The organism is Larkinella humicola (assembly GCF_008727875.1).
Lineage (GTDB): Bacteria > Bacteroidota > Bacteroidia > Cytophagales > Spirosomataceae > Larkinella > Larkinella humicola.
Map to the genome: position 1 here is coordinate 756,489 of NZ_VTWS01000003.1, position 20,368 is coordinate 776,856.

Consider the following 20,368-nt stretch of genomic DNA (forward strand, 5'->3'; position numbering starts at 1 on the left):
CTTTTAGAATGATGGCGCAAAGATACACGCAAGCGCGCGACGGAACGGCTAGTTTCTGTACTTTTGCGAAATCAATCCCAACGCTATGCCCCGAATTCCGTCCCGTTTTATTCCCCTATTGCTGGTTCTGGCCGGAGCGTTGTTCTATTTTCCGTTTCTGGGCCGCGTTCACCTCTTCGACTGGGATGAGATCAATTTTGCCGAGTCGGCGCGGGAAATGATCGTGACGGGCAACTACACCCGGGTTCAGATCAACTTTCAGCCGTTTTGGGAAAAACCGCCCCTGTTTTTCTGGCTGCAGGTGCTGGCCATGAAGGCATTCGGAATCAACGAGTTTGCCGCCCGGTTTCCCAATGCCGTCATGGGCATTGTCACGCTGCTGGTTCTGTATTTCGTGGGAAAAAAGAGTGTCGATGAGCGGTTTGGTCTGCTGTGGGCGCTGGCCTATTTCGGTTCCTTAACGCCCCATCTGTATTTCAAATCCGGCATTATCGACCCGACCTTCAACCTCTTTATCTTCCTGAGCGTCTGGTTCATCGCCCAGGCGGTTTCGGCTTACGGCACGCCCAAAGCCACCCGGCTGGCGGCTTTTTCGGGGCTGTTCGTCGGGTTGGCAGTGTTGACCAAAGGCCCAGTAGGCGGTTTGCTGGTCGGCCTGACGTTTCTGGTTTACTGGGCCATTCAGCGGTTTCGTCCGATCCTCAGCTTTCTAAACGGTTTGTTGTTTTTTGGTTGCGGGCTGGCCGTAGCCTCGGTCTGGTTTGGTCTGGAGCTGGTCAAGAACGGTTTCTGGTTTTTTGAAGAATTTTTCCGCTACCAGATCCGGCTCTTCTCCACGCCCGACGCGGGCCACCAACAACCGTTTTACTATCATTTTGTGGTGGTTTTGCTGGGCTGTTTTCCAATGTCACTGCTGGCGATTCGCGGTTTTTTTGCGGATTCTCGTTCGGATTTGCAATCCGCAGTTCCAATACCAGAATCCATTGCGGATTACAAATCCGCGACAGAAAACCGTTCAGATCGGAACACCGGACCGTTAAAATCTGAACGAGCGGTTTCACTTCGGCGCTGGATGATCATTCTGTTTTGGGTGGTGATGATCTTATTCTCCATCGTCAAAACCAAAATCGTTCACTATTCCTCAATGGCGTGGTTTCCGGTTTCTTATCTGGCCGCTACGGTTTTGTATAGCTATCTGAAAGGGTCTCTGACATGGAACCGCTGGCTTACCATCGGCATTGCCGTGATTGGTGGCGTATTGGCCCTCCTGATTACGGCCCTGCCGCTGGTCGGAATGAATGCCGTCGAACTGATCCCGTACATCAAAGACCGGTTTGCAGCCGCCAACCTGACCGCCCCCGTCGAATGGCAGGGCTGGGAATGGGTCATCGGGACGGCTTATGGCGTGATTATTATTGGTCTGTTAGTGCTCCGGCAAAAACGGCCCGTCGGCAGTGTGGTGACGTTGTTCCTGGCGACCCCGGTTTTATTGTGGTTTGTGTTACCGGCGATTATTCCCAAAATCGAACGGTATACGCAGGGCGCGGTCATTGATTTTTACGAAGCCAAACAGGGACAGGATGTGTATATCGAACCCATCGGTTACAAAAGCTATGCCCACCTGTTTTATTTCCGGAAACAACCGCCGACCAATCCCAACAGCTACCGGGAAGACTGGCTGATCAACGGCCCGGTCGATAAACCGGCTTTTTTCGTCACCCGCAACATCAACATTGATCAGTACCGCTATCATCCGAATCTGGAAATTATTCGGGAGGACGCCGGTTTTGTTTTCCTGCGGAGAAAACCGGCGTTTAAGTGATTGAAGGTCATATTCCGTTTTACCAACGGGTCAGTTTATTACTGCGAAGCGAAAACGATCAGGTGCTTTGATACCGATCTTTCAGGTGCTTCACCGAATTCTGCACCATTTGGCCCAGGACAGCCGTGTCAATGTCCTCCAGTTTTTGGATGTAAATACAGCCTTTCCCGGTTTTGTGCTTGCCAAACTGTTGTAACAATGGCTCTTTCTCATCGAAATCGGAAGCCATGTACAAGGTAATGGCATTGGCACGGGAAGCAAGCCCAATCAGCGGGGCGTCACCTTCATGTCCGCTCTCATATTTGTAATGGTAACTGCCGAAGCCGACAATGCTTGTACCCCACATTTTAGGTTCAAGCCCGGTTTGTGCGGTGATGAAGGCAACCAGTTCCGTGCAATCGCTGCGTCGTTTCTCATTTGCAATTGCATTCAGATAAGCGGATACGCTATGCTCGGTTTCCGTTGTTTTATTTTTTGCCATGATCGTCGGTTTATCACAGTCAGCGACCTTCTAAAAATAGTAAAAACGGCTCATATCGTGCCAGAAAATTGAACGACAGGTTGAATTTATAGTAGCTAAAAGACAGATTTAGCCAGAAATTTTAAAGATGGGCGAAATGCTTTAACTTGTAGCTGTAACTATTCCGCCAGCTAAAGCAAGGCGGCTTTAACCCTAACTTCGATGCAGAAAGCAAATCAGAGTCGAGTTTTCAGGCCAAGTTACACTAGCCCCGACCGCAGCAATGTTCAACGCCCCATTATGGTCAGCATCAGTACAATTGCCGCAGTTTGTACACGTAAAGGACTTGCCGGAACGGTGTCCAAGGTGGTTGCATTCGTGGCACGTTTTGCTGGTATAGGCCGGTGGGATAACCATCACCGGAACACCATTCAGTTGCGCTTTGTACGTAATAAACTGGCGCAACTGGTAAAACGGCCACGAACTGTGTTCACGGCGTTGTTTCTTGCGGAGCCGTGGTACGGTTCGATCCCGTATGCCTTTCAAGTTCTCCAACGCAATGCCACGATTAGAAGATTGGGCTTTCTCAACCAGTCTTTTACTAATCGTGTGGTTAATGATGGTAGAGGTCGTTCGCTCTCTTTTACTAATTCGTTTAAGCAAACGCCGGGTATTCTTAATGGTAGATTTAGAAGCCTTCGCGTTCTTTTTGGCCTGAACACTGGCACGAATAGAGGCCCTTTTCTTTCGATACTTCCGAATTTCAGAGCCCGTAAACCGCTGACCATCCGAGTCAGTTGCCAGATCGACAATACCGAGATCAACGCCGAGTATAGAATCAATCTCGCTGGTTTGCTCATCGGGCACATCGCAGGTGGCCAACAAAAACCACTTGCCTTTGCGGTAAAACAAGTCCGATTCGCCCTGCTGAAACTTCAAAAGGGCTTCATTGTGCTCACCACCGATATAAGGAATGGCTACGCGCCCGGTCAGTGTCCAGATCGAAACGGTATTTTTAGCGGGCTTGTACGAAATAATCCGGCTATCGTAGGCAATAGCCCCGGTTGGCCGAAACTCGCGCTTGGACTTTTTGTCCAATTTGTAGGCATCAACCACTTTGGCAATACACCGGACGATCATTTGCGCCGAAAGCCCGAACTGTTCTTTAATCGGGTAGTAGGCCAATTTGTGAAGCCCAAACTGCTTAAACTGTTTATTCTCCCAGGCAATTTCACTCAAAGCATGGCAAGCTTGATTGGCTCGAACAAGCGTATCAAGCAGGTTTTGAGCCTGTTCGGAAGTCGGAAGGAGTTTTATTTTGGCAGTCAGTTTCACAACCCAAAGATACGAAAAGTCATTCAGTCATTGAAAAGTTATGTTTCACCGGAAGGTGTTGCGCCACAGGCGCGTCGCTTTCCTCCCCGGCCTAAAGGCGCGGGGTTTCTCGCTCCAATCTCATGAAACAGTTCTTCTTCGTGGCAGTTTGGCTTACGGCATCTCATTCCGCATTTGCCCAACCGACCAACAACACTGGTGCACCGAAGTTGCCCCGCATCGCCATCGCCGGGTTAGGCATCGAATCCAGCACGTTTTCTCCGGCGGTTACCCACGAAGAAGCTTTTCACGCCCGCTACGGTGGGGAGATCTACAACGCCTACCCGTTTATGATGCCGATTTCGCCCCTGCGCAAACAAGCGGTTTGGGTGCCCACCATCGTCGGAAAATCGCTGCCGGGCGGAGCCGTGACGCGGGAAGCCTACGAATCGCTGGTCAGCAAAACGCTGGATTCGCTCAAAAAATACGGCCCCTACGACGGGTTGTATTTTGATATTCACGGAGCCATGAGCGTCAAGGGGCTGGATGACCCGGAAGGTGATTTCATTACCCGAATCCGCCAAGTAATCGGTTATAAAACCCTCATTTCTACGTCGATGGATTTGCACGGCAACGTGTCTTGGCGGCTGGCCCAAAATACGGATTTGATGACCTGTTACCGGATGGCTCCGCACGAGGATGCCATGCAAACCAAGGAACGGGCCGTCGTCAACCTGCTCGATCGCATCAAAAGCGGCAAGGGAAAACCGGCCTACAAAGCCTGGATTCCGATCCCGATTCTGTTGCCGGGCGAAAAAACGAGTACGCGCATCGAACCCGGCAAAAGTCTGTATCAACAGGTGGCTCCCCTGGCCGACCACCAGGCTGGCATTGTCGATGCAGCCATCTGGATTGGTTACGCCTGGGCGGACGAACCCCGCAACCATGCCGTGGTGATGGCGGTCGGTGACGACAAAACCAAGGTCATTCAAACGGCCGAGAAGCTGGCGCAGGCGTTCTGGAAGGTCCGGAACCAATTCGATTTTGTTGCGCCGACGGGCAAACTGGAAGACGTTCTGGCCAAAGCCCTGGTCAGCCAGAAGCATCCTTTTTTCATCAGCGATACCGGCGACAACCCGACGGCGGGTGGGGCGGGTGACGTCACCTGGACGCTTACACAGATTCTGGCGCGTCCGGAATTTCAGCGGGCGGATGGCCCGTCATTGATCTACGCGTCGATTCCCGATCCGGAACTGGTGAAAAAGGCGATGGCAGCGGGCATTGGAGGCCAGGTGGAAGGCGTTGCGGGTGCCCGGGTCGATGCCCGGTTTGCCCCGCCGGTTCCGCTGAAGGGCACCGTCGAAGCCATTGTCAAAGGCGATATCAACGCTGAAGTTGAGGTAGTCGTGAAAGTAGGGAGCGTGCATGTCATCGTTACCCAAAAACGAAAACCGTACCACAAGGAAATCGACTTCACCCGCCTGGGCCTGAATCCCCGTAAATCGGACATTGTCGTCGTCAAAATCGGCTATCTTGAGCCGGAACTATATGCCATGCAGGCCGACTGGATCATGGCGCTGACACCCGGGGGCGTTGATCAGGATTTGGCGCGATTACCGTACAAACGGATCAAACGGCCGATGTTTCCTTTCGACGCAGCCATGAAAACCCCAGATTTATCGGCGAAGCTGGTGCCGTTGTCGGGGGAAGGGAAGTAGTTGAAACTGAAGAAATTCAACACTACCGGAAGCTTGTAAATAGTAAAAAGAACGCCAACTATGAGACGATGCCCATGCCTGACAGTTGTTTAAGTGCCAGCGGCACGTAATGTTAATAGCAAATCGGACCCCTCCGGGGTCAATAATCTCACAGTTTGCGTTAAAAACTTTGTCAAAACCGACCAGATAAGCCGCGTCATTTTCAATACTCAACCGTGTTGAAAAACTTTGCCTACCGCTTCACCCCAATTCCCTCAAAATAAGGATCCAGATGATCCAGATCACATTCCGAGGTGATGGCAGCGACTGACGGACTCGCGATGGTCAGACGGGTCGTTTGCTCCGGCTCACAACGCGCATTGGTCCCCACGGCACGAATCGCCAGGGCTACGCAATCACCCAGTTGCCAGCTTTCGCTTTCCAGAACCATACGCTTCGCGTTGCTCCGGTCGCACAAGGCAAGGCGGGTGGTTGGTCTCTTTTGGCCTTTGCCATGTTGGGCAACGAAAGCCGTTTGGAGCGGTCCATCGAACTCGCACGTAATCCGATACAAGCGGTTTTCGTGAAAGACCAGGAATAATCGAGCCATCAGAATGCCTTGAACCTCAACAGAATCCGCTTTAAAAACGCGAATATTCGTGCAGGGTAGGGCAAGCGTTCCCTTGACAACCACCAGCTCCTGTTCCTGAAAACCGGCCTGCTGCAAAGCGTCAGGCGTCGTGATCCCAATTCGAAACGGCCCCAATCCGACTCCATTCGACTGGCTGTAGAGCGGATACGGGAGTAGAAACAGGAACAGAAGAAGAAATTTCATGGATCGCAATTTCGTGGAAATGGGCCAAATCGCAAGAAACCGGGCTTATTTCCCCAACCCCAACTGCAAAAAAGCCGTCAGTTCCATGAGCCAGGCCACGCCCAGGTGAATGATAATGCCGCCCCAGATACTGCGGGTTTGGAGCGCAATGACGCCCAGAATGTAACCGCCAAAAATGGAGCTGATCGTTTCGCCGGGCGGTTTTCCGAAGTGAATGAAAGCATAGGTAATTACCATCGGAAAAACCGTGCCCCGGCCCAGAATCCGCGCCATGCCGATCACCAGAAAACCGCGAAACATCAACTCCGTCGGCACAAAATCCCAGCCGTAGGCCAGTTCATACACCAAAGCTGTTACCCATTCCGGCACGTTGAAAAACTCGTTGGCGTTGGTGTCGCGGTAGGTTGGATACGACTCCAGAAAAGACGGCTGGAAAGACGCGTACGTAATCAGCGGCACCATGCACAGCAGCAGCACAAAATAGATTTGCAGTCCTTTCCATTTCGGCCGCATTCCGTAAAAACCGTTCGATTCTTTTTCGACAAACCCGTAAAAGAGTAGCAACGGCAGCAAAACCGTCAGCAGCGACTGCCAGTTGCGCAGGCAATAAAACGCAAACTGGTAAATCTGACCGTCAAAAACCGCGTGACTCCAGTCGTTGAATCCGTAAAAACCGGCGTACCAACTGTAGATCGCCAATCCCGCCAGACTATACACCCAAAAATCCCGCCGTCGCCAGATGTCCAGCCGCTGGTGAAAGTGCGTCCATAACCACACCCCGGAATAATAGGCAAAAGCGTACAGTAGAAAATAGAACAGAATCCGGATGTTTTCGCCCCGATACGCGTCGATGTAACTATCCTCAAAATCAAGGTAATAATTGATGCTGATGCAAACCGCCAGAAACACGGCGGCTGCGGCATATAAGTCGGCGCGAAAGTCGGCTTTCAGGTGTTCGCGGAGATAGCGGATCAGGGTACGCATGGTGGTTCAAAGTTGGTGGAAAGCCGCCAGCAAACCAAAGCCGTTTTGGTGGTAAAGGCAGTATGTCCGGATGAATCGGAACTTATAGACATTGAATTGCCCAAAAAAGCCCGAAGGGTTAAAACGTGGATAACCCCGGATGCAATCCGGGGCATAAACAATCAAAGATGGCCAACTTTGCGAATCAGGTTGCATTCATCACCGGAGCCGGTTCTGGCATCGGGCGGGCGACGGCATTAGCGTTCGCACAGGCCGGGGCGCAGGTCGTGGTGGCGGACATCGACGAAACCGGTGGACAACAAACCGTGGCGGAAATTACCGAATTCAAAGGCGCGGAAGCCCGGTTTATAGCCTGCAACGTGGCGAATCCGGAAGACGTTGAAGCGGCTGTTCGGCAAACCGTCGAACAGTTCGGGCGACTGGACATCGGCATCAACAACGCCGGAATCGGTGGCGCCTACGCCCGACTGGCCGACCAGACCTGCGACGACTGGAACCGAATGCTGTCCGTCAACCTGAGTGGTGTTTTCTACTGCATGCAGTTCGAAATCCGGCAAATGCTGGCGCAGGGTGGCGGAAAAATCGTCAACCTCTCATCGATTGCGGGCGTTCGGGGCATGATCAAAGGCGGCCCCTATAGCGCGGCCAAACACGGTGTGCTGGGTCTGACCAAAACGGCGGCTCTGGAATACGCCCGGCAAAACATCCGCGTTAATGCGGTTTGCCCGGTTTATACGCATTCGGCGATGGTCGATGAACTCATCAGCCGGTCGCCCGAAATGGAAAAGCGGATGCGCCAGGTGATTCCCCTCGGTCGTTTCGGCCAACCGGAGGAAATTGCGCAGGCGATTTTGTGGCTCTGTTCGGACGAAAACGCGTTTTGTACCGGGCAGGCGCTGCAGATGGATGGTGGATTGACGGCGGGTTGACGGGGTAGAGACGCGATTAATCGCGTCTCTACGGGTTTTCGGCCCATTTGGTCACCATTGCCGGGACCTCGGGTTCACCTTTGAAAAACGCGCCTTTTTTGCCCTGCGTCAGCGCCCAGCGGTGCATCCACGAAATACCGCCTTTGCCAATGTAACCGTCTTTCGAGCGGTAGGCTTCGTCGTTCAGGGCTTCATCCAGCGGAATAAAGGTGTAACCGCTTTTCGCAAGCCGGGTTAACAACTCGCCCATGTAAACCGCATTGATCGTATTGGCGTGCGTCAACAGCGTCTGCGGAATGAGTCGGCCAAAAAGCGAATCCGACTGCGCTTCGTAGTAGCGAACATAGGCCGTCATGTAGTCCAGATACTGCCGACCAACCTCGGCCGCCGACGCGGTATCGCCTTTCAGCAGTGCGTTGTCGTAGGCGTGGGAAAACAGAAAATCATAATTATCGACCGTTACAGGGGCTTCACGGTAGTTATGTTGCACGAGAAACCGCTCCAGGGAATCTTTTTTAGCGGGCGTTTCTCCCTTGCGGAGGAATGGATGCCGGAAAAACCGAAACGGCTTGCCGCGTTGTTCCACCAGGGATTTGACGATTTTCTCCCCGCCCGTTACTTCGTTCAGGTAGTCCCGGATCGTAATAACCGTATAGTCTTTGTGTGAAAACGTATGATTTCCCAGTTCCAGCCCGGCATCGAGCCACAATTTTAGTACATTGACCTGATTTGGGTCGGGAGCGCCATCCCGGTACAACCACTGCGAAACCACAAACCCGATGGCCGGAACGCGGTGCGTCTGAAAATGCCGGACCAGTTTTTGATTCATGATCAGCCGACCGTCGGGGGTTCGGTAGTAACTGGTAACCCCCGGCAGATCATCGACGGTGATCACGATCTTTTTCTGCGCCCAGAGTTGGGAAGTCAGTAACCAAAAACCGATAAAAAGCCGGAAGCGCATCCTGAAAGCCTGATTTGTAGACCCGATTATGATGTTGTTATTTGCCCTAACCCTAACCACCGTTGCCATTCTTGTTCGCATTGTATCGAGCCCTTTATCGAATGTTTTCCAGAAACAACTCACCCAACGCGCTGCCGAGCCCCTGTTTGTCTCCTCCGCAACCTATGGCTTTTTGACCATATTAACAATCCCGTTCTGGTCTGAATTGGCCCTGGCCAACCTGCCCCCGGCATTCTGGTGGGATGTGCTCGTTTTTAACCTGATCGGCGTTCTGGGAAATGTCCTCCTGATCAAAGCCATCCGAACCGGCGAATTGTCCGTTCTCGGCCCGGTCAATGCCTACAAATCCGTTGTCAGCCTGGTGCTGGGCATTCTGCTGCTCAACGAAATACCCAGTTGGATGGGGGTGGTGGGCGTCCTGCTGATTGTCGCCGGGAGTTACGTGGTTTTGGGTTCCGGCCAGCGCGGACGCGGTTTCTCGCTGGACATTCTGAAAAAACCGGAAATTCAGTTTCGTCTGATCGCGCTGGTTTGCTCGGCCATCGAAGCGATTTTCATCAAACGCGCCATGCTCTTGTCTACCCCCATGACCACCTTTGTGCTTTGGTGTGCGCTGGGTTTTCTGTTCTCCTTCAGTTGGGTATTGCTGACGCTGCGCAGTCGCTGGAAAGCGCAGATCCGGGTTTTTTCTACCCACAAAGGGACCTATGCCGCCCTGTTTGTTGCAACGGGATTGATGCAGTTTTCGACCAATACGGCCTTTGGCGGCATGCAGGTGGGGTATGTGCTCGCCTTGTTCCAAACCTCGGCCCTGCTCAACGTCCTGTTCGGTTATCAGTTTTTTAAAGAGCAGAACATTGTCCAGAAACTCATCGGCGCGGTTATTATGGTGACCGGGGCGGTTTTGATTGTCGTTTTTAACTAAAAGCATGGAAGATCTTTTCGCCACCGACCGAACCCGCGACCTCGTGCCCCGCATCCGGGCCTTTATTGAAACCGAACTCATCCCGCTCGAAACCGCCGGGCACTTGACCGGGCCTTTTTCCAAAGTCGCTACGGTTCTGGATCAAAAACGGAATCTGGTCAAAAAAGCCGGTTTATGGGGCTTGCAACACGGTGTGGACGAAGGTGGTTTGGGCCTGACGTTGTGTGAATTCGGGCAAATCAGCGAGGTACTGGCCACTAGTCCGTTCGGGCATTATACCTTCAATTGCCAGGCCCCGGACATTGGGAACATGGAACTGCTGCACAAGCACGCGTCGGATGAACTGAAACAACGGTTTCTGGAACCGCTCCGGGAAGGCCGGATTCGTTCCTGCTTTTCGATGACCGAACCCGAATTTGCCGGTTCCAACCCCACGCAACTCGGCACAACTGCCGTTTTGGACGGCAACGCGTACGTCATCAACGGTCGCAAGTGGTTTACGTCCTCCGCCGACGGCGCGGCTTTTGCCATCGTCATGGCCGTCACCACGCCCGATGCCGCGCCCCACCGCCGGGCCAGTATGATTCTGGTGCCGACCGACGCGCCCGGTTTTCGGCTCGTCCGCAACATTTCCATCATGGGTGATTCGGGCGATCATTGGGGCAGTCATTCGGAAGTCGTTTACGAAAACGTGCGGGTGCCGATCGAAAACCGCATCGGGGACGAAGGACTGGGTTTTGTGCTGGCGCAGGAACGGCTGGGGCCGGGCCGGATTCACCACTGCATGCGCTGGATCGGCATCAGCGAACGCTGTTTCGATCTGATGTGCAGCCGGGCCGCCACGCGCGAAATCGAACCGGGCGTTCGGTTGGGCGAAAAGCAGTTTATTCAGGGGTTCATTGCCGAAAGCCGCGCCGAAATCGATGCCGCCCGGCTGATGGTGTTACGAACGGCCCACAACATCGACCGTTTCGGAGCCGCCAGCGTGCGCAATGAGATTTCGGCCATCAAGTTTTTTGTCGCCAATACCATGCTGAAAGTGGTCGACCGGGCCATTCAGACGTTTGGTGCCATGGGCATTACAGATGACCTTCTGCTGGCCTGGTATTACCGGCACGAACGCGGGGCGCGGATTTACGACGGCGCCGACGAAGTGCATAAATCAGCCCTGGCGCGGAGCATTTTGAAAGAGTACGGTTTAGACACGAAAAAGAAAAATGGCTGATCTCAACCCCGACTCCGCCACCCGCATCCGCCCCGGCGAAGAACTCGATCTGGCCGCGTTGACGGCTTATTTAAACGATACGGTTCCCGGTTTCGGGACCATTACAGCTTGCGAGCAATTCCCCGGCGGGTATTCCAACCTGACGTATTTGCTTAAAACCAACTCGCAGGAGTATGTTCTCCGCCGACCGCCGTTTGGCGCGACGATCAAAGGCGCTCACGATATGGGTCGGGAGTTTCGGGTTTTGTCGTTACTCCAGTCGGCGGGTTACCCGAAAATTCCGGAACCGGTGGTATTCTGCGACGATGAGTCGGTTCTGGGTGGCCCGTTTTACGTCATGAAGCGGGTTTCTGGTATCATTTTGCGGGCGCATACTGCTCCGAAACTGAATCTTCCGGCCGAAATATGGCGTCGCGCGTCCGAATCGCTGGTCGATAACCTGGTTCAATTGCATGCATTGGATATTCAGACAACCGGTCTGATTCAGTTGGGAAAACCGGAAGGCTACGTTCGCCGGCAGGTGGAAGGCTGGCACCGTCGCTACGTAAATTCCCAAACCGATGATTTGCCCGACATGGACGCTTTAGCCCGTTGGCTCACGGATCATCTGCCGGCCGAAAATCCACCGACCTTGCTGCACAATGATTACAAATACGATAACGTCGTTCTGAATCCGGATGACCTGACCGACCTTCGGGCGGTTTTGGATTGGGAAATGTGTACGGTGGGCGACCCGCTCATGGACGTCGGAACCGCCCTCTCCTATTGGGCCGAAAGCAACGACGGCCCGTTTGAGAAGTCGTTTAATCTGACGTGGTTGCCCGGCAATCTGACCCGTCAGGAATTCGCCGATCGCTATGCCGCAGGCAGTGGCCGCGACTTGTCAGGCATTCTGTACTACTATATCTTTGGGTTATTCAAAAACTCGGTGGTGATGCAGCAAATTTACACCCGCTACCAAAAGGGTTTGACCCAAGACCACCGGTTTGCGGGCTTGCTGGCGGGCGTTCGGGCGCTGGCCCGAAAAGGCATACAATCTATTGAACACCAAAAAATGCTGTAACCATGAAAGCCGTCCTCTGCCATCACTATGGCCCGCCCGAAACCTTAACCGTGGAAGAAACCGCTACGCCGAAAGCAGCCCCGGGCAAGCTGGTGATTCAGGTGAAAGCCTGCGGAGTCAATTTTCCCGATACGCTGATGATTCAGGGGAAATACCAGTTCAAGCCGCCGTTTCCGTTCTCGCCCGGTGGTGAGGTGGCCGGTGTGGTCAAAGAAGTGGGCGAAGGCATCACGCACCTGAAACCGGGTGATAATGTCTTTGCGCTCACCGGCTGGGGCGGTTTTGCCGACGAGGTGCTGGCCGACGGTTTCAAGACTTTTCCAATTCCGTCGGGCATGGATTTCGTCACGGCAGCATCGCTCATGTACACCTACGGCACGTCATACCACGCGTTGAAAGACCGTGCCAATCTCCAACCCGGCGAAACCCTGCTGGTGCTGGGAGCCGCCGGGGGCGTTGGGCTGGCCGCTGTTGAACTGGGCCGGATCATGGGCGCGAAAGTCATTGCAGCCGCTTCGACCGACGAAAAGCTGGAACTCTGCCGACAAACCGGAGCTAGTGATACGATTAATTACAGCCGCGAAGACCTGCGCGAACGACTGAAGGAAATGACCGGCGGGCAGGGTGTCGATGTGGTGTACGATCCCGTTGGTGGTAGCCTCACCGAAGCGGCTTTGCGCTCCGTCAGTTGGCGCGGCCGGTATCTGGTTGTGGGCTTTGCGGCCGGTCAGATTCCGGCGATTCCGCTCAATTTGCCCCTGCTGAAAGGCTGTTCGGTGGTTGGCGTTTTCTGGGGCGCGTTTGCCGAAAAACAAACGAAAGACAATTTTAAAAATGTTCGGGAGTTATTGACGTTTTACGAACGGGGGCAGATGAAACCGCACATTCAGGCGGAATATCCACTTGAGAAAGTGGCGCAGGCCCTCACTGAAATGATGAACCGACAGGTGATGGGAAAGCTAGTCATTACGCCCTGACCTATTATTTTTGCGTATTCCATTCCCAATTTAACCACTTCACAACATGTCAACCTCCACACTCGACTTATCCGGACTGAATTTTAACCTGACTGAAGAACACCTGGCCGTGCAGGAAGCCGCGCGGGACTTTGCGCAGACCGAACTGCTGCCCGGCGTCATCGAGCGCGACACGGCCGCCAAATTCCCCACCGAACAGGTTCGGCGCATGGGCGAACTGGGGTTTCTGGGCATGATGGTGTCACCGGACTACGGCGGTGGCGGGATGGATACGGTTTCGTACGTGATTGCGATGGAAGAAATTTCGAAAGTCGATGCTTCCTGTTCCGTGGTGATGTCGGTCAATAACTCGCTGGTTTGCTGGGGCCTGGAAGCCTTCGGCACGGAAGATCAAAAACAGAAATACCTGACGCGACTGGCTGCGGGCGAAATTATTGGGGCGTTTTGTCTTTCGGAACCGGAAGCAGGGTCGGATGCAACGTCGCAACACACCACGGCGATTGACCACGGCGATCATTATATTTTGAACGGTACCAAAAACTGGATTACCAACGGCGGGTCGGCGGGTGCTTACCTGGTGATGGCACAAACCGATGTTGAAAAAAAGCACCGCGGCATCAATTGTCTGATTGTCGAAAAAGGCCAGGCAGGGTTCGTCGTCGGGAAAAAAGAAGACAAAATGGGTATCCGGGCGTCGGACACCCATTCGCTGATGTTTACGGATGTACACGTGCCGAAAGAAAACCGGATTGGCGACGACGGTTTTGGCTTCAAATTTGCCATGTCAACCCTAAACGGCGGCCGCATCGGCATTGCGGCTCAGGCGCTCGGCATTGCGGCTGGTGCTTACGAGCGGGCGTTGGCGTATGCACAGGAACGGCAGTCGTTCGGAAAGAAAATCTTTGAGCATCAGGCCATTCAGTTTAAACTCGCCGAAATGGCGACGAAAATTGAAGCCGCCCGCTTGCTGGTCTACAAAGCCGCCCGGCTAAAGGACGAACACAAGGATTATGTGCAGGCAGCCGCCATGGCCAAACTGTTTGCGTCGGATGTTGCGATGTGGGCCACCACCGAAGCCGTCCAGATTCACGGCGGCTATGGCTACGTAAAAGAGTATCACGTCGAGCGGTTGATGCGCGATGCCAAGATCACCCAAATCTATGAGGGTACGTCCGAAATCCAAAAATTAGTAATCGCCCGGGAGCTGCTTAAATAGAACTTTTTTACCGTTAGCACAATTTTTTCAAAAAACATGCGCGCTACTTTATTGGTATCGCGCTATTTTTTTTATCTTTTCGCAAGAACGAATGTTGTATTAGATTTGTACAATTTATTAGTTTTGTGCAACTTTGCAATTATTATCATGTAGATACATCACTTTCCCCATATGGAAGACTATAATAAGATTATCGAATCGCTGGGTGTGAAGTTCATTAAGGCCCGAAACATCCGCATTTTACAGCCCATAACCATCAAAAACTATTACGATGTTGAAAATACGTTGACCGTTCTGTATAACGGCGAGGTATCGTTCGGCGAAGAAAAAGTAAAGGTGGAAACCGGCGACATGCTGTTTATTCCGGGTGGTAAACACATTACCGTGACCTACGGCGATGCTTCGCAGCCCAAAACCGTCTCCAACGAAGAATTTATGATTCATCGGGAGCTGTATTTTGAAGCCAACCGCGATCCGCAGAAAATCGCCAACATGCCGAACTCGTTCGGTTATGTATCGTTTGAAGCCAAGGTATTCGACTCAGTGAACTTCTTTAACTCGCTGGACGTGCCGCCGTTTATCATTAAACGGGAAGATGCGCTGGTACAGACGATCAACCAGATTCTGGCCGAAGAAATGCTGGATACGGCGGGTAAAGGCCGGATCATTAAGATCAAGACGGAAGAAATCGTTATCGAAGTGATTCGGTACATCCTGAAAAACCGCCTGTTCGTCGAGCAGTTGGTGACCAACAGCACGTATTTCAAAGATCCGCGCCTGATCGACATCTTCGCCTATATCAAAGACAACCTGGGCGGTGACCTGTCGAACAAGGTGCTGGCCAACGTCGCCAACGTGTCGGAAGATTACGTCGGGCAGTATTTCAAAATGCTGACCGGGATTAATCCGCAGGATTACATCGAATACCAACGGATGGAAGCCGCCGTTGGGCTGCTCCGGACGTCGAAGAAAAGCATCCGGGCCATCGGCGCCGAAGTGGGTTACAAAGACACGGCTTATTTCTGCCGCCGGTTCAAGATGATGTTCGGGATTCCGGCCGGGAAGATGCGCCGTCGGGAGTCGCTGATGAACGTATAACGGGTAGTCGAAATACTAAAAATCGGGGCGCAAAGGCTGAAGGAGTTGATTCCTTCCAGCCTTTGCGCCCCGATTTTTAGTATTCGTTAGGCCAACTGCCGGTTTACGTCCTGAACCGCGGCCGCGATTTCCGGTAGCAAGTCCGGATTTTTCTCAATACCGTTGCCCACCACAATGACGTCCGCACCGGCTTGCAGGGCCGCCTGAGCCCGTTCTACGGAGTTGATGCCTCCCCCGACGACAATGGGCGTGTCGACGCAACTGCGCACGGCGGCAATCATTTCCGGCGAAACCGGGCGACGGGCGCCACTGCCCGCGTCCATGTAAATCAATTTCAGGCCGAGCATTTCGCCCGCCATCGCCGTACAGGCCGCAACGCCGGGTTTGTCGTAGGGCAAAGGCGTGGTGTTGCTGATGTATGACACGGTGGTTTGCACCCCGCTATCGACCAGCATGTAGCCCGTGGGCAGGATTTCCAAACCGCTTCTTTTCAAAAGAGGAGCCGCAATCACGTGCTGGCCGATCAAAAACTCCGGATTTCGGCCCGAAATCAGCGAAAGCAGCAGAATGGCATCCGCGCTGGGTTCAATATGAAGGCTATTACCGGGAAAAAGAATCGCCGGAATAGGGGTATACGTTCGAATGGTTTCAATGACTTCGCGCAGAATGAAGTTGGTAATCAGACTACCGCCCACAAAAAAGAAGTCAACCCGGTTTTCAACACTCCGAATCAGCAGGTCTTTAAACGAATCTTGCTCGATCTTATCCGGGTCGAGCAAGACGGCAAATGACTTTTGCCCTGTTTCCTTGCGGCTATACAGGGTATTCAATACGTTACGGGTACTGGCCTGGTTCTGGTTGTGTGGTTGCATTATTCTGACGTAAACGCGAAATAAAATCAGTTACCTGCTGCCGGGCCAGATTCGTCAGAATGGACGTCACAATCCCGGTGATAGCACCACCGATTGCCGATTTTGCCGGAGCCTCCTCTGCGGCTTTCGCGGCCCGTCGCACCTGCGCCCGGGTGCTGCCACCGGTATACTCATCGGCCTCTTCGTAGTCGTCATCATCGTATTCCAGATCCGGTTTATCAGACTTTGGCAATACAATGCTGGCCACCACAAAAACGGCCAGGCAAACTCCAGCCACCAACGCCACGGTTTTGCCGACTTCTGCGGCATCCTCTTTTAGTGCCTTGACGTTGGACTCAATCGAACTTTTATACTGCTCGGTGGCTTCCATCAACTCAGCCCGTCGGGCCGAGGTATCTGAAAAGGGCACATTTGTATCCATAAAAAAGAGCGTTCTAAAATTAGTAAAAAAATGGATTGACTTATGATAAAGCTCACTACTTAGTTAGTATTCGAGGGCAAATAAACGTTTTATTCCTTTCTCGAGCCGCTCTCGTTGAGCGATTCCCGCGTTTGGTCCATCAAATCCTGAATGGTTTCGGCCCGTTCTTCGGCTTTTTTCTCCTGAGCATTTTTAAGCATGTTGTAGGTCATCTTCCGCAGCATGCCTTCCACCGGCCCTTTGGCAAAAGCCCAGATCAGCGTCAGCAGCAGAAAAAAACCGGCTACAATCAGGAAACCCAGGTAGCGGCTATCCAGCACTTCGTTGAGGTAAGCCGCCAACAATGAGAATAGGAAGATGGTGGTGATGGTCGCTAAAAAACCCAGTACAATTCCGTGTACCGCATTCAGGGCAATGTTTTCAACCTGATTGCGCGTTTCCAGCTTAAATAACTCAATCCGCGCTTCCAGGTATTTAAAGATGCCTTCCCTGATTTCTTCTAATTTCTCTAACATGGCGGTTTGTAGTAATGACTGCTCTAGTAGTTACCAATTATAGCCTATTTTGTTTGGAAAATTTTTTAGGAGAACCGGTTTTTTAGGCAGGGTCTGTTTATTGGACGCAAAAATGCGAAATAGTCATCACGGACGTACAAAAAAAATCCCGCTTCACTTGTGAAGCGGGTGATGTATAAGGGATTTTTCCTAATGTATGCTGAGCAGAACTACGTCCGTTTCAGTTTTGCTTCGATCGTCTGCTGGGTGTGTGGAACGGCGCGTAGGCGTTCTTTCGGAATAAGCCGACCGGTATCGATGCAAATGCCGTACGTTCCGTTTTTAATCCGCACCAAAGCCGATTCCAGTTGTTGAATAAATTTCTGCTGACGGGCCGCCAGTTGGCTCAAGTTTTCACGCTCACTGGTGTCCGCACCGTCTTCCAGTAATTTGGACGTACCCGATGTATTATCCGTACCACTGTCGTTGCGTTTACTAAGCGTTTCCTTGATGTAATTCAGCTCGTTTCGGGATGCTTCTAACTTCTGGCTAATCAGCACCTCAAATTCTTTTAGCTCCTCCTCCGAGTACCTTTTCTTGTCTTCCTGAACCATAGTACTGATCAGCTAGTTAAGTGGGTGAAAATTTCTCCGTCGATGAAATAACAAAATTACAACTCTATTGATTCTTTTTCAATCAATAGAGCCTGCCGTTTAAAAAAAAGTTCAAAAAATAGTCATCGGTAAATACCCGGAAACACCAAGCAATATTTGGTTATTCAACGGCTTGTTTATGACGATGTTTGGTATAAAACAGGTGGCGTAATACATGATTTCGAAACGGAAAATTAGATTAAATCACGAAAAAATAGTTCTTAAGATACATCGTTATCTTTTTTGGTAAGTTTGCTGTGGCACCACATCAGAATTGCCAACTAAAAAAACAGGAATATGGCTTATATAGAACCAGCCCCCATAAAAGATAAAGAAAACCCGCTCGAATCCATGATGTCGCGGTTCGATGCCGCAGCGCAAATGCTGGGTATTACGGAAGAAATGTACTACATTCTGAAGGTTCCCGCGCGTCAGGTCATGGTGGGTTTGCCCATCACGATGGACAACGGATCGATCAAGGTTTTTGAAGGTCACCGCGTCATTCACTCCACCATCCTCGGACCGTCGAAAGGGGGTATCCGGCTCGATCCGGGCGTCACGCTGGATGAAGTACGCGCCCTGGCCGCCTGGATGACCTGGAAATGCGCTGTGGTCGACATTCCCTACGGCGGAGCCAAAGGCGGTATTGCCTGCAACCCGCGCGAAATGTCGGCGGGTGAAATCGAGCGCCTGATGCGGGCTTACACTGTGGCCATGCTCGACGTTTTTGGTCCCGACCGCGACATTCCGGCCCCCGACATGGGAACCGGCCCGCGCGAAATGGCGTGGCTCATGGATGAATATTCGAAATCCCGCGGCATGACCATCAACGGCGTCGTCACCGGAAAACCGCTCGTACTGGGCGGGTCGCTGGGCCGGACGGAAGCGACCGGACGCGGGGTGACTGTAGCCGCGCTGTCGGCGATGGACAAACTCCGCATGAACCCCTACCGCTCTTCGGCGGCCATTCAGGGTTTTGGCAACGTCGGCTCGTTTGCGGCTGAGTTGCTGCACGAACGGGGGGTGACGGTGATGGCAATCAGCGATGTGACGGGGGGCTACTACAACAACCACGGCATCGACATCGGCGCGGCCCTCGCCTACCGCAACGCCAATAAAGGCACACTTGAAGGGTTCAACGGTGCCGAACGCATCACGAACGAAGAACTGCTGGCGTTGCCGGTCGATGTGCTGGTTCCGGCGGCCAAAGAAGATGTGATCACGGCCGAAAACGCGGATTCCATCCAGGCAAAAATGATCGTGGAAGGCGCCAACGGTCCGACCTCAGCGAGTGCCGACGACATCATCAACGAAAAAGGCATCATGGTGGTGCCCGATATTCTGGCCAATGCCGGGGGGGTAACGGTTTCGTATTTTGAGTGGGTACAAAACCGCATTGGTTACAAATGGACGCTCGACCGGATCAATCGTCGAGCCGACCGCAACATGAAAGATGCCTTTGACCGCGTGTTTGAAACGTCGCAGAAATACAAGGTTTCGATGCGGCTGGCGGCTTACATCGTCGCTATCGACAAGGTCGCCAGCACCTACAAATACCGGGGCGGTTATTGATCAGACGGACACGGTTTTCAAATGGCGATTGCCAACGGACTCACTTTCCGATCAATTGGCGTCTGAAAACCGTATTTTGCGGTCCTGCGAATGTAGTAACCGAATTGGAGCCAATGCAGTTTGTTTCGTACCTTCACCGCTCTAGCCCATCTTTTTAGACGCAACTGATTTTCCAATCGTATGACCATCCACAAGGAAGGATATCAAATTTTGTTCTGGACAGCCCTCATTCTGTTAGGAGTCAACGTTTTATCCATCTTCTATTTGTTTACCGGCAATCAAACCGCCAGCACACTGATTCTCATTGTTAGTCTGGTATTGTTTTTCCTGGTATTGCAATTTTTCCGGAAACCGCGCCGAAACACGCCCCTGAACGACAAGCACATCATTTCGCCCTGCGACGGCACGGTAGTGGTGATCGAGGAGGTGAACGAACCGGAATACTTCAAAGGACAGCGTCGGCAGGTGTCCATCTTTATGTCGCCGTTGAATGTGCACATCAATTTCCACCCCGTTACCGGCACGGTCAAATACGTCAAATATTACCCCGGAAAGTACCTGGTGGCCTGGCATCCGAAATCGAGCACCGAAAACGAACGGACTTCCGTCGTCATCAAGGCGAAAAACGGGGCCGAAATTCTCCTGCGCCAGATTGCGGGGGCACTGGCCCGGCGGATTGTCTGGTATGCCAAAGAAGGACAGCAGGTTGAGCAGGGCCACGAGCTGGGTTTCATCAAGTTCGGTTCCCGCGTCGATTTGTTCCTGCCGCTGGATGCGGAGGTGAAAGTGAAGATTGGCGAGAAGACGAAAGGCGGGGTGACGGTGGTGGCGGACTTGTAGTTTGCTGATT

20 protein-coding genes are annotated in these 20,368 nt (G+C 52.6%); 11 read left to right on the forward strand and 9 right to left on the reverse strand.

Annotated elements, in window-relative coordinates; genetic code table 11:
* Positions 1-85 precede the first annotated feature (85 nt).
* Positions 86-1,822, forward strand: a complete 1,737-nt coding sequence (locus F0P93_RS15275; RefSeq protein ID WP_150877308.1) for an ArnT family glycosyltransferase — start codon at positions 86-88, stop codon at positions 1,820-1,822.
* A gap of 58 nt (positions 1,823-1,880) precedes the next feature.
* On the opposite strand, the gene F0P93_RS15280 is transcribed toward F0P93_RS15275, so the two are convergent.
* Positions 1,881-2,303: a DUF1801 domain-containing protein gene (locus F0P93_RS15280; RefSeq protein ID WP_150877310.1), complete on the reverse strand. Its 423-nt coding sequence runs from the start codon at positions 2,301-2,303 to the stop codon at positions 1,881-1,883.
* A 192-nt stretch (positions 2,304-2,495) separates the two neighbouring features.
* A complete protein-coding gene (locus tag F0P93_RS15285; protein WP_150877312.1) occupies positions 2,496-3,617 on the reverse strand; it encodes an RNA-guided endonuclease InsQ/TnpB family protein in 1,122 nt (373 codons plus the stop codon).
* 122 nt (positions 3,618-3,739) lie between these two features.
* Between F0P93_RS15285 and F0P93_RS15290 the strand changes: the two genes are divergently transcribed.
* Positions 3,740-5,314 carry a M81 family metallopeptidase gene (locus F0P93_RS15290; RefSeq protein WP_150877314.1) on the forward strand — a complete coding sequence of 525 codons (1,575 nt, stop codon included), beginning with the start codon at positions 3,740-3,742 and terminating at the stop codon, positions 5,312-5,314.
* Positions 5,315-5,546: 232 nt separating this feature from the next.
* Here the strand turns inward: F0P93_RS15290 and F0P93_RS15295 are convergent, their stop codons facing one another.
* Together F0P93_RS15295 and F0P93_RS15300 are read right to left on the reverse strand one after the other, a co-directional pair.
* The gene (locus tag F0P93_RS15295) at positions 5,547-6,128 is read right to left on the reverse strand and encodes a hypothetical protein (protein ID WP_150877316.1); all 582 of its coding nucleotides are present in this window, start codon (positions 6,126-6,128) and stop codon (positions 5,547-5,549) included.
* 45 nt (positions 6,129-6,173) lie between these two features.
* Positions 6,174-7,112 carry a CPBP family intramembrane glutamic endopeptidase gene (locus F0P93_RS15300; protein WP_150877318.1) on the reverse strand — a complete coding sequence of 313 codons (939 nt, stop codon included), beginning with the start codon at positions 7,110-7,112 and terminating at the stop codon, positions 6,174-6,176.
* Between the two features lie 167 nt (positions 7,113-7,279).
* On the opposite strand from F0P93_RS15300, the gene F0P93_RS15305 reads away from it, so the two are divergent.
* Positions 7,280-8,041 carry an SDR family NAD(P)-dependent oxidoreductase gene (locus F0P93_RS15305; protein WP_150877320.1) on the forward strand — a complete coding sequence of 254 codons (762 nt, stop codon included), beginning with the start codon at positions 7,280-7,282 and terminating at the stop codon, positions 8,039-8,041.
* Between the two features lie 28 nt (positions 8,042-8,069).
* Here F0P93_RS15305 and F0P93_RS15310 read toward each other — a convergent pair whose 3' ends face one another.
* Positions 8,070-9,002: a polysaccharide deacetylase family protein gene (locus F0P93_RS15310; protein WP_150877322.1), complete on the reverse strand. Its 933-nt coding sequence runs from the start codon at positions 9,000-9,002 to the stop codon at positions 8,070-8,072.
* A 28-nt stretch (positions 9,003-9,030) separates the two neighbouring features.
* Here F0P93_RS15310 and F0P93_RS15315 point away from each other — a divergent pair, with 28 nt between their 5' ends.
* The 6 genes from F0P93_RS15315 to F0P93_RS15340 all read left to right on the forward strand — a co-directional run bounded on the left by F0P93_RS15315 (position 9,031) and on the right by F0P93_RS15340 (position 15,506).
* The gene (locus F0P93_RS15315) at positions 9,031-9,927 is read left to right on the forward strand and encodes a DMT family transporter (protein WP_225309497.1); all 897 of its coding nucleotides are present in this window, start codon (positions 9,031-9,033) and stop codon (positions 9,925-9,927) included.
* A 4-nt stretch (positions 9,928-9,931) separates the two neighbouring features.
* A complete protein-coding gene (locus tag F0P93_RS15320; RefSeq protein WP_150877324.1) occupies positions 9,932-11,152 on the forward strand; it encodes an acyl-CoA dehydrogenase family protein in 1,221 nt (406 codons plus the stop codon).
* On the forward strand, positions 11,145-12,215 hold the full coding sequence (locus tag F0P93_RS15325) for a phosphotransferase family protein (protein WP_150877326.1): 1,071 nt from the start codon (positions 11,145-11,147) through the stop codon (positions 12,213-12,215). The genes F0P93_RS15320 and F0P93_RS15325 overlap by 8 nt, the downstream gene beginning before the upstream one ends.
* Positions 12,216-12,217: 2 nt before the next feature.
* Complete coding sequence (locus F0P93_RS15330; RefSeq protein WP_150877328.1) at positions 12,218-13,192, forward strand: NADPH:quinone oxidoreductase family protein; 975 nt, start codon at positions 12,218-12,220, stop codon at positions 13,190-13,192.
* Positions 13,193-13,268: 76 nt separating this feature from the next.
* Positions 13,269-14,408, forward strand: coding sequence for an acyl-CoA dehydrogenase (locus F0P93_RS15335; protein ID WP_191908832.1), 1,140 nt, complete (start codon positions 13,269-13,271; stop codon positions 14,406-14,408).
* A gap of 171 nt (positions 14,409-14,579) precedes the next feature.
* Positions 14,580-15,506 (forward strand): AraC family transcriptional regulator, encoded by a 927-nt coding sequence (locus F0P93_RS15340; protein ID WP_114407519.1) that lies wholly within the window; start codon positions 14,580-14,582, stop codon positions 15,504-15,506.
* 86 nt (positions 15,507-15,592) lie between these two features.
* Here the strand turns inward: F0P93_RS15340 and F0P93_RS15345 are convergent, their stop codons facing one another.
* From F0P93_RS15345 to F0P93_RS15360, 4 genes are all read right to left on the reverse strand, one after another.
* The gene (locus F0P93_RS15345) at positions 15,593-16,378 is read right to left on the reverse strand and encodes a phosphoglycerol geranylgeranyltransferase (protein ID WP_150877332.1); all 786 of its coding nucleotides are present in this window, start codon (positions 16,376-16,378) and stop codon (positions 15,593-15,595) included.
* Positions 16,341-16,799: a hypothetical protein gene (locus tag F0P93_RS15350; protein WP_150877334.1), complete on the reverse strand. Its 459-nt coding sequence runs from the start codon at positions 16,797-16,799 to the stop codon at positions 16,341-16,343. Before F0P93_RS15350 ends, F0P93_RS15345 begins: the two co-directional genes overlap by 38 nt.
* An 89-nt stretch (positions 16,800-16,888) precedes the next feature.
* The gene (locus F0P93_RS15355; protein ID WP_150877336.1) at positions 16,889-17,314 is read right to left on the reverse strand and encodes a phage holin family protein; all 426 of its coding nucleotides are present in this window, start codon (positions 17,312-17,314) and stop codon (positions 16,889-16,891) included.
* A gap of 209 nt (positions 17,315-17,523) precedes the next feature.
* Positions 17,524-17,907 carry a TraR/DksA family transcriptional regulator gene (locus tag F0P93_RS15360; protein ID WP_114407523.1) on the reverse strand — a complete coding sequence of 128 codons (384 nt, stop codon included), beginning with the start codon at positions 17,905-17,907 and terminating at the stop codon, positions 17,524-17,526.
* A 336-nt stretch (positions 17,908-18,243) separates the two neighbouring features.
* Here F0P93_RS15360 and F0P93_RS15365 point away from each other — a divergent pair, with 336 nt between their 5' ends.
* Both F0P93_RS15365 and F0P93_RS15370 read left to right on the forward strand, forming a co-directional pair.
* A complete protein-coding gene (locus tag F0P93_RS15365; protein WP_191908825.1) occupies positions 18,244-19,518 on the forward strand; it encodes a Glu/Leu/Phe/Val family dehydrogenase in 1,275 nt (424 codons plus the stop codon).
* A 180-nt stretch (positions 19,519-19,698) separates the two neighbouring features.
* The gene (locus tag F0P93_RS15370) at positions 19,699-20,358 is read left to right on the forward strand and encodes a phosphatidylserine decarboxylase family protein (protein ID WP_150877338.1); all 660 of its coding nucleotides are present in this window, start codon (positions 19,699-19,701) and stop codon (positions 20,356-20,358) included.
* Positions 20,359-20,368: the final 10 nt, after the last annotated feature.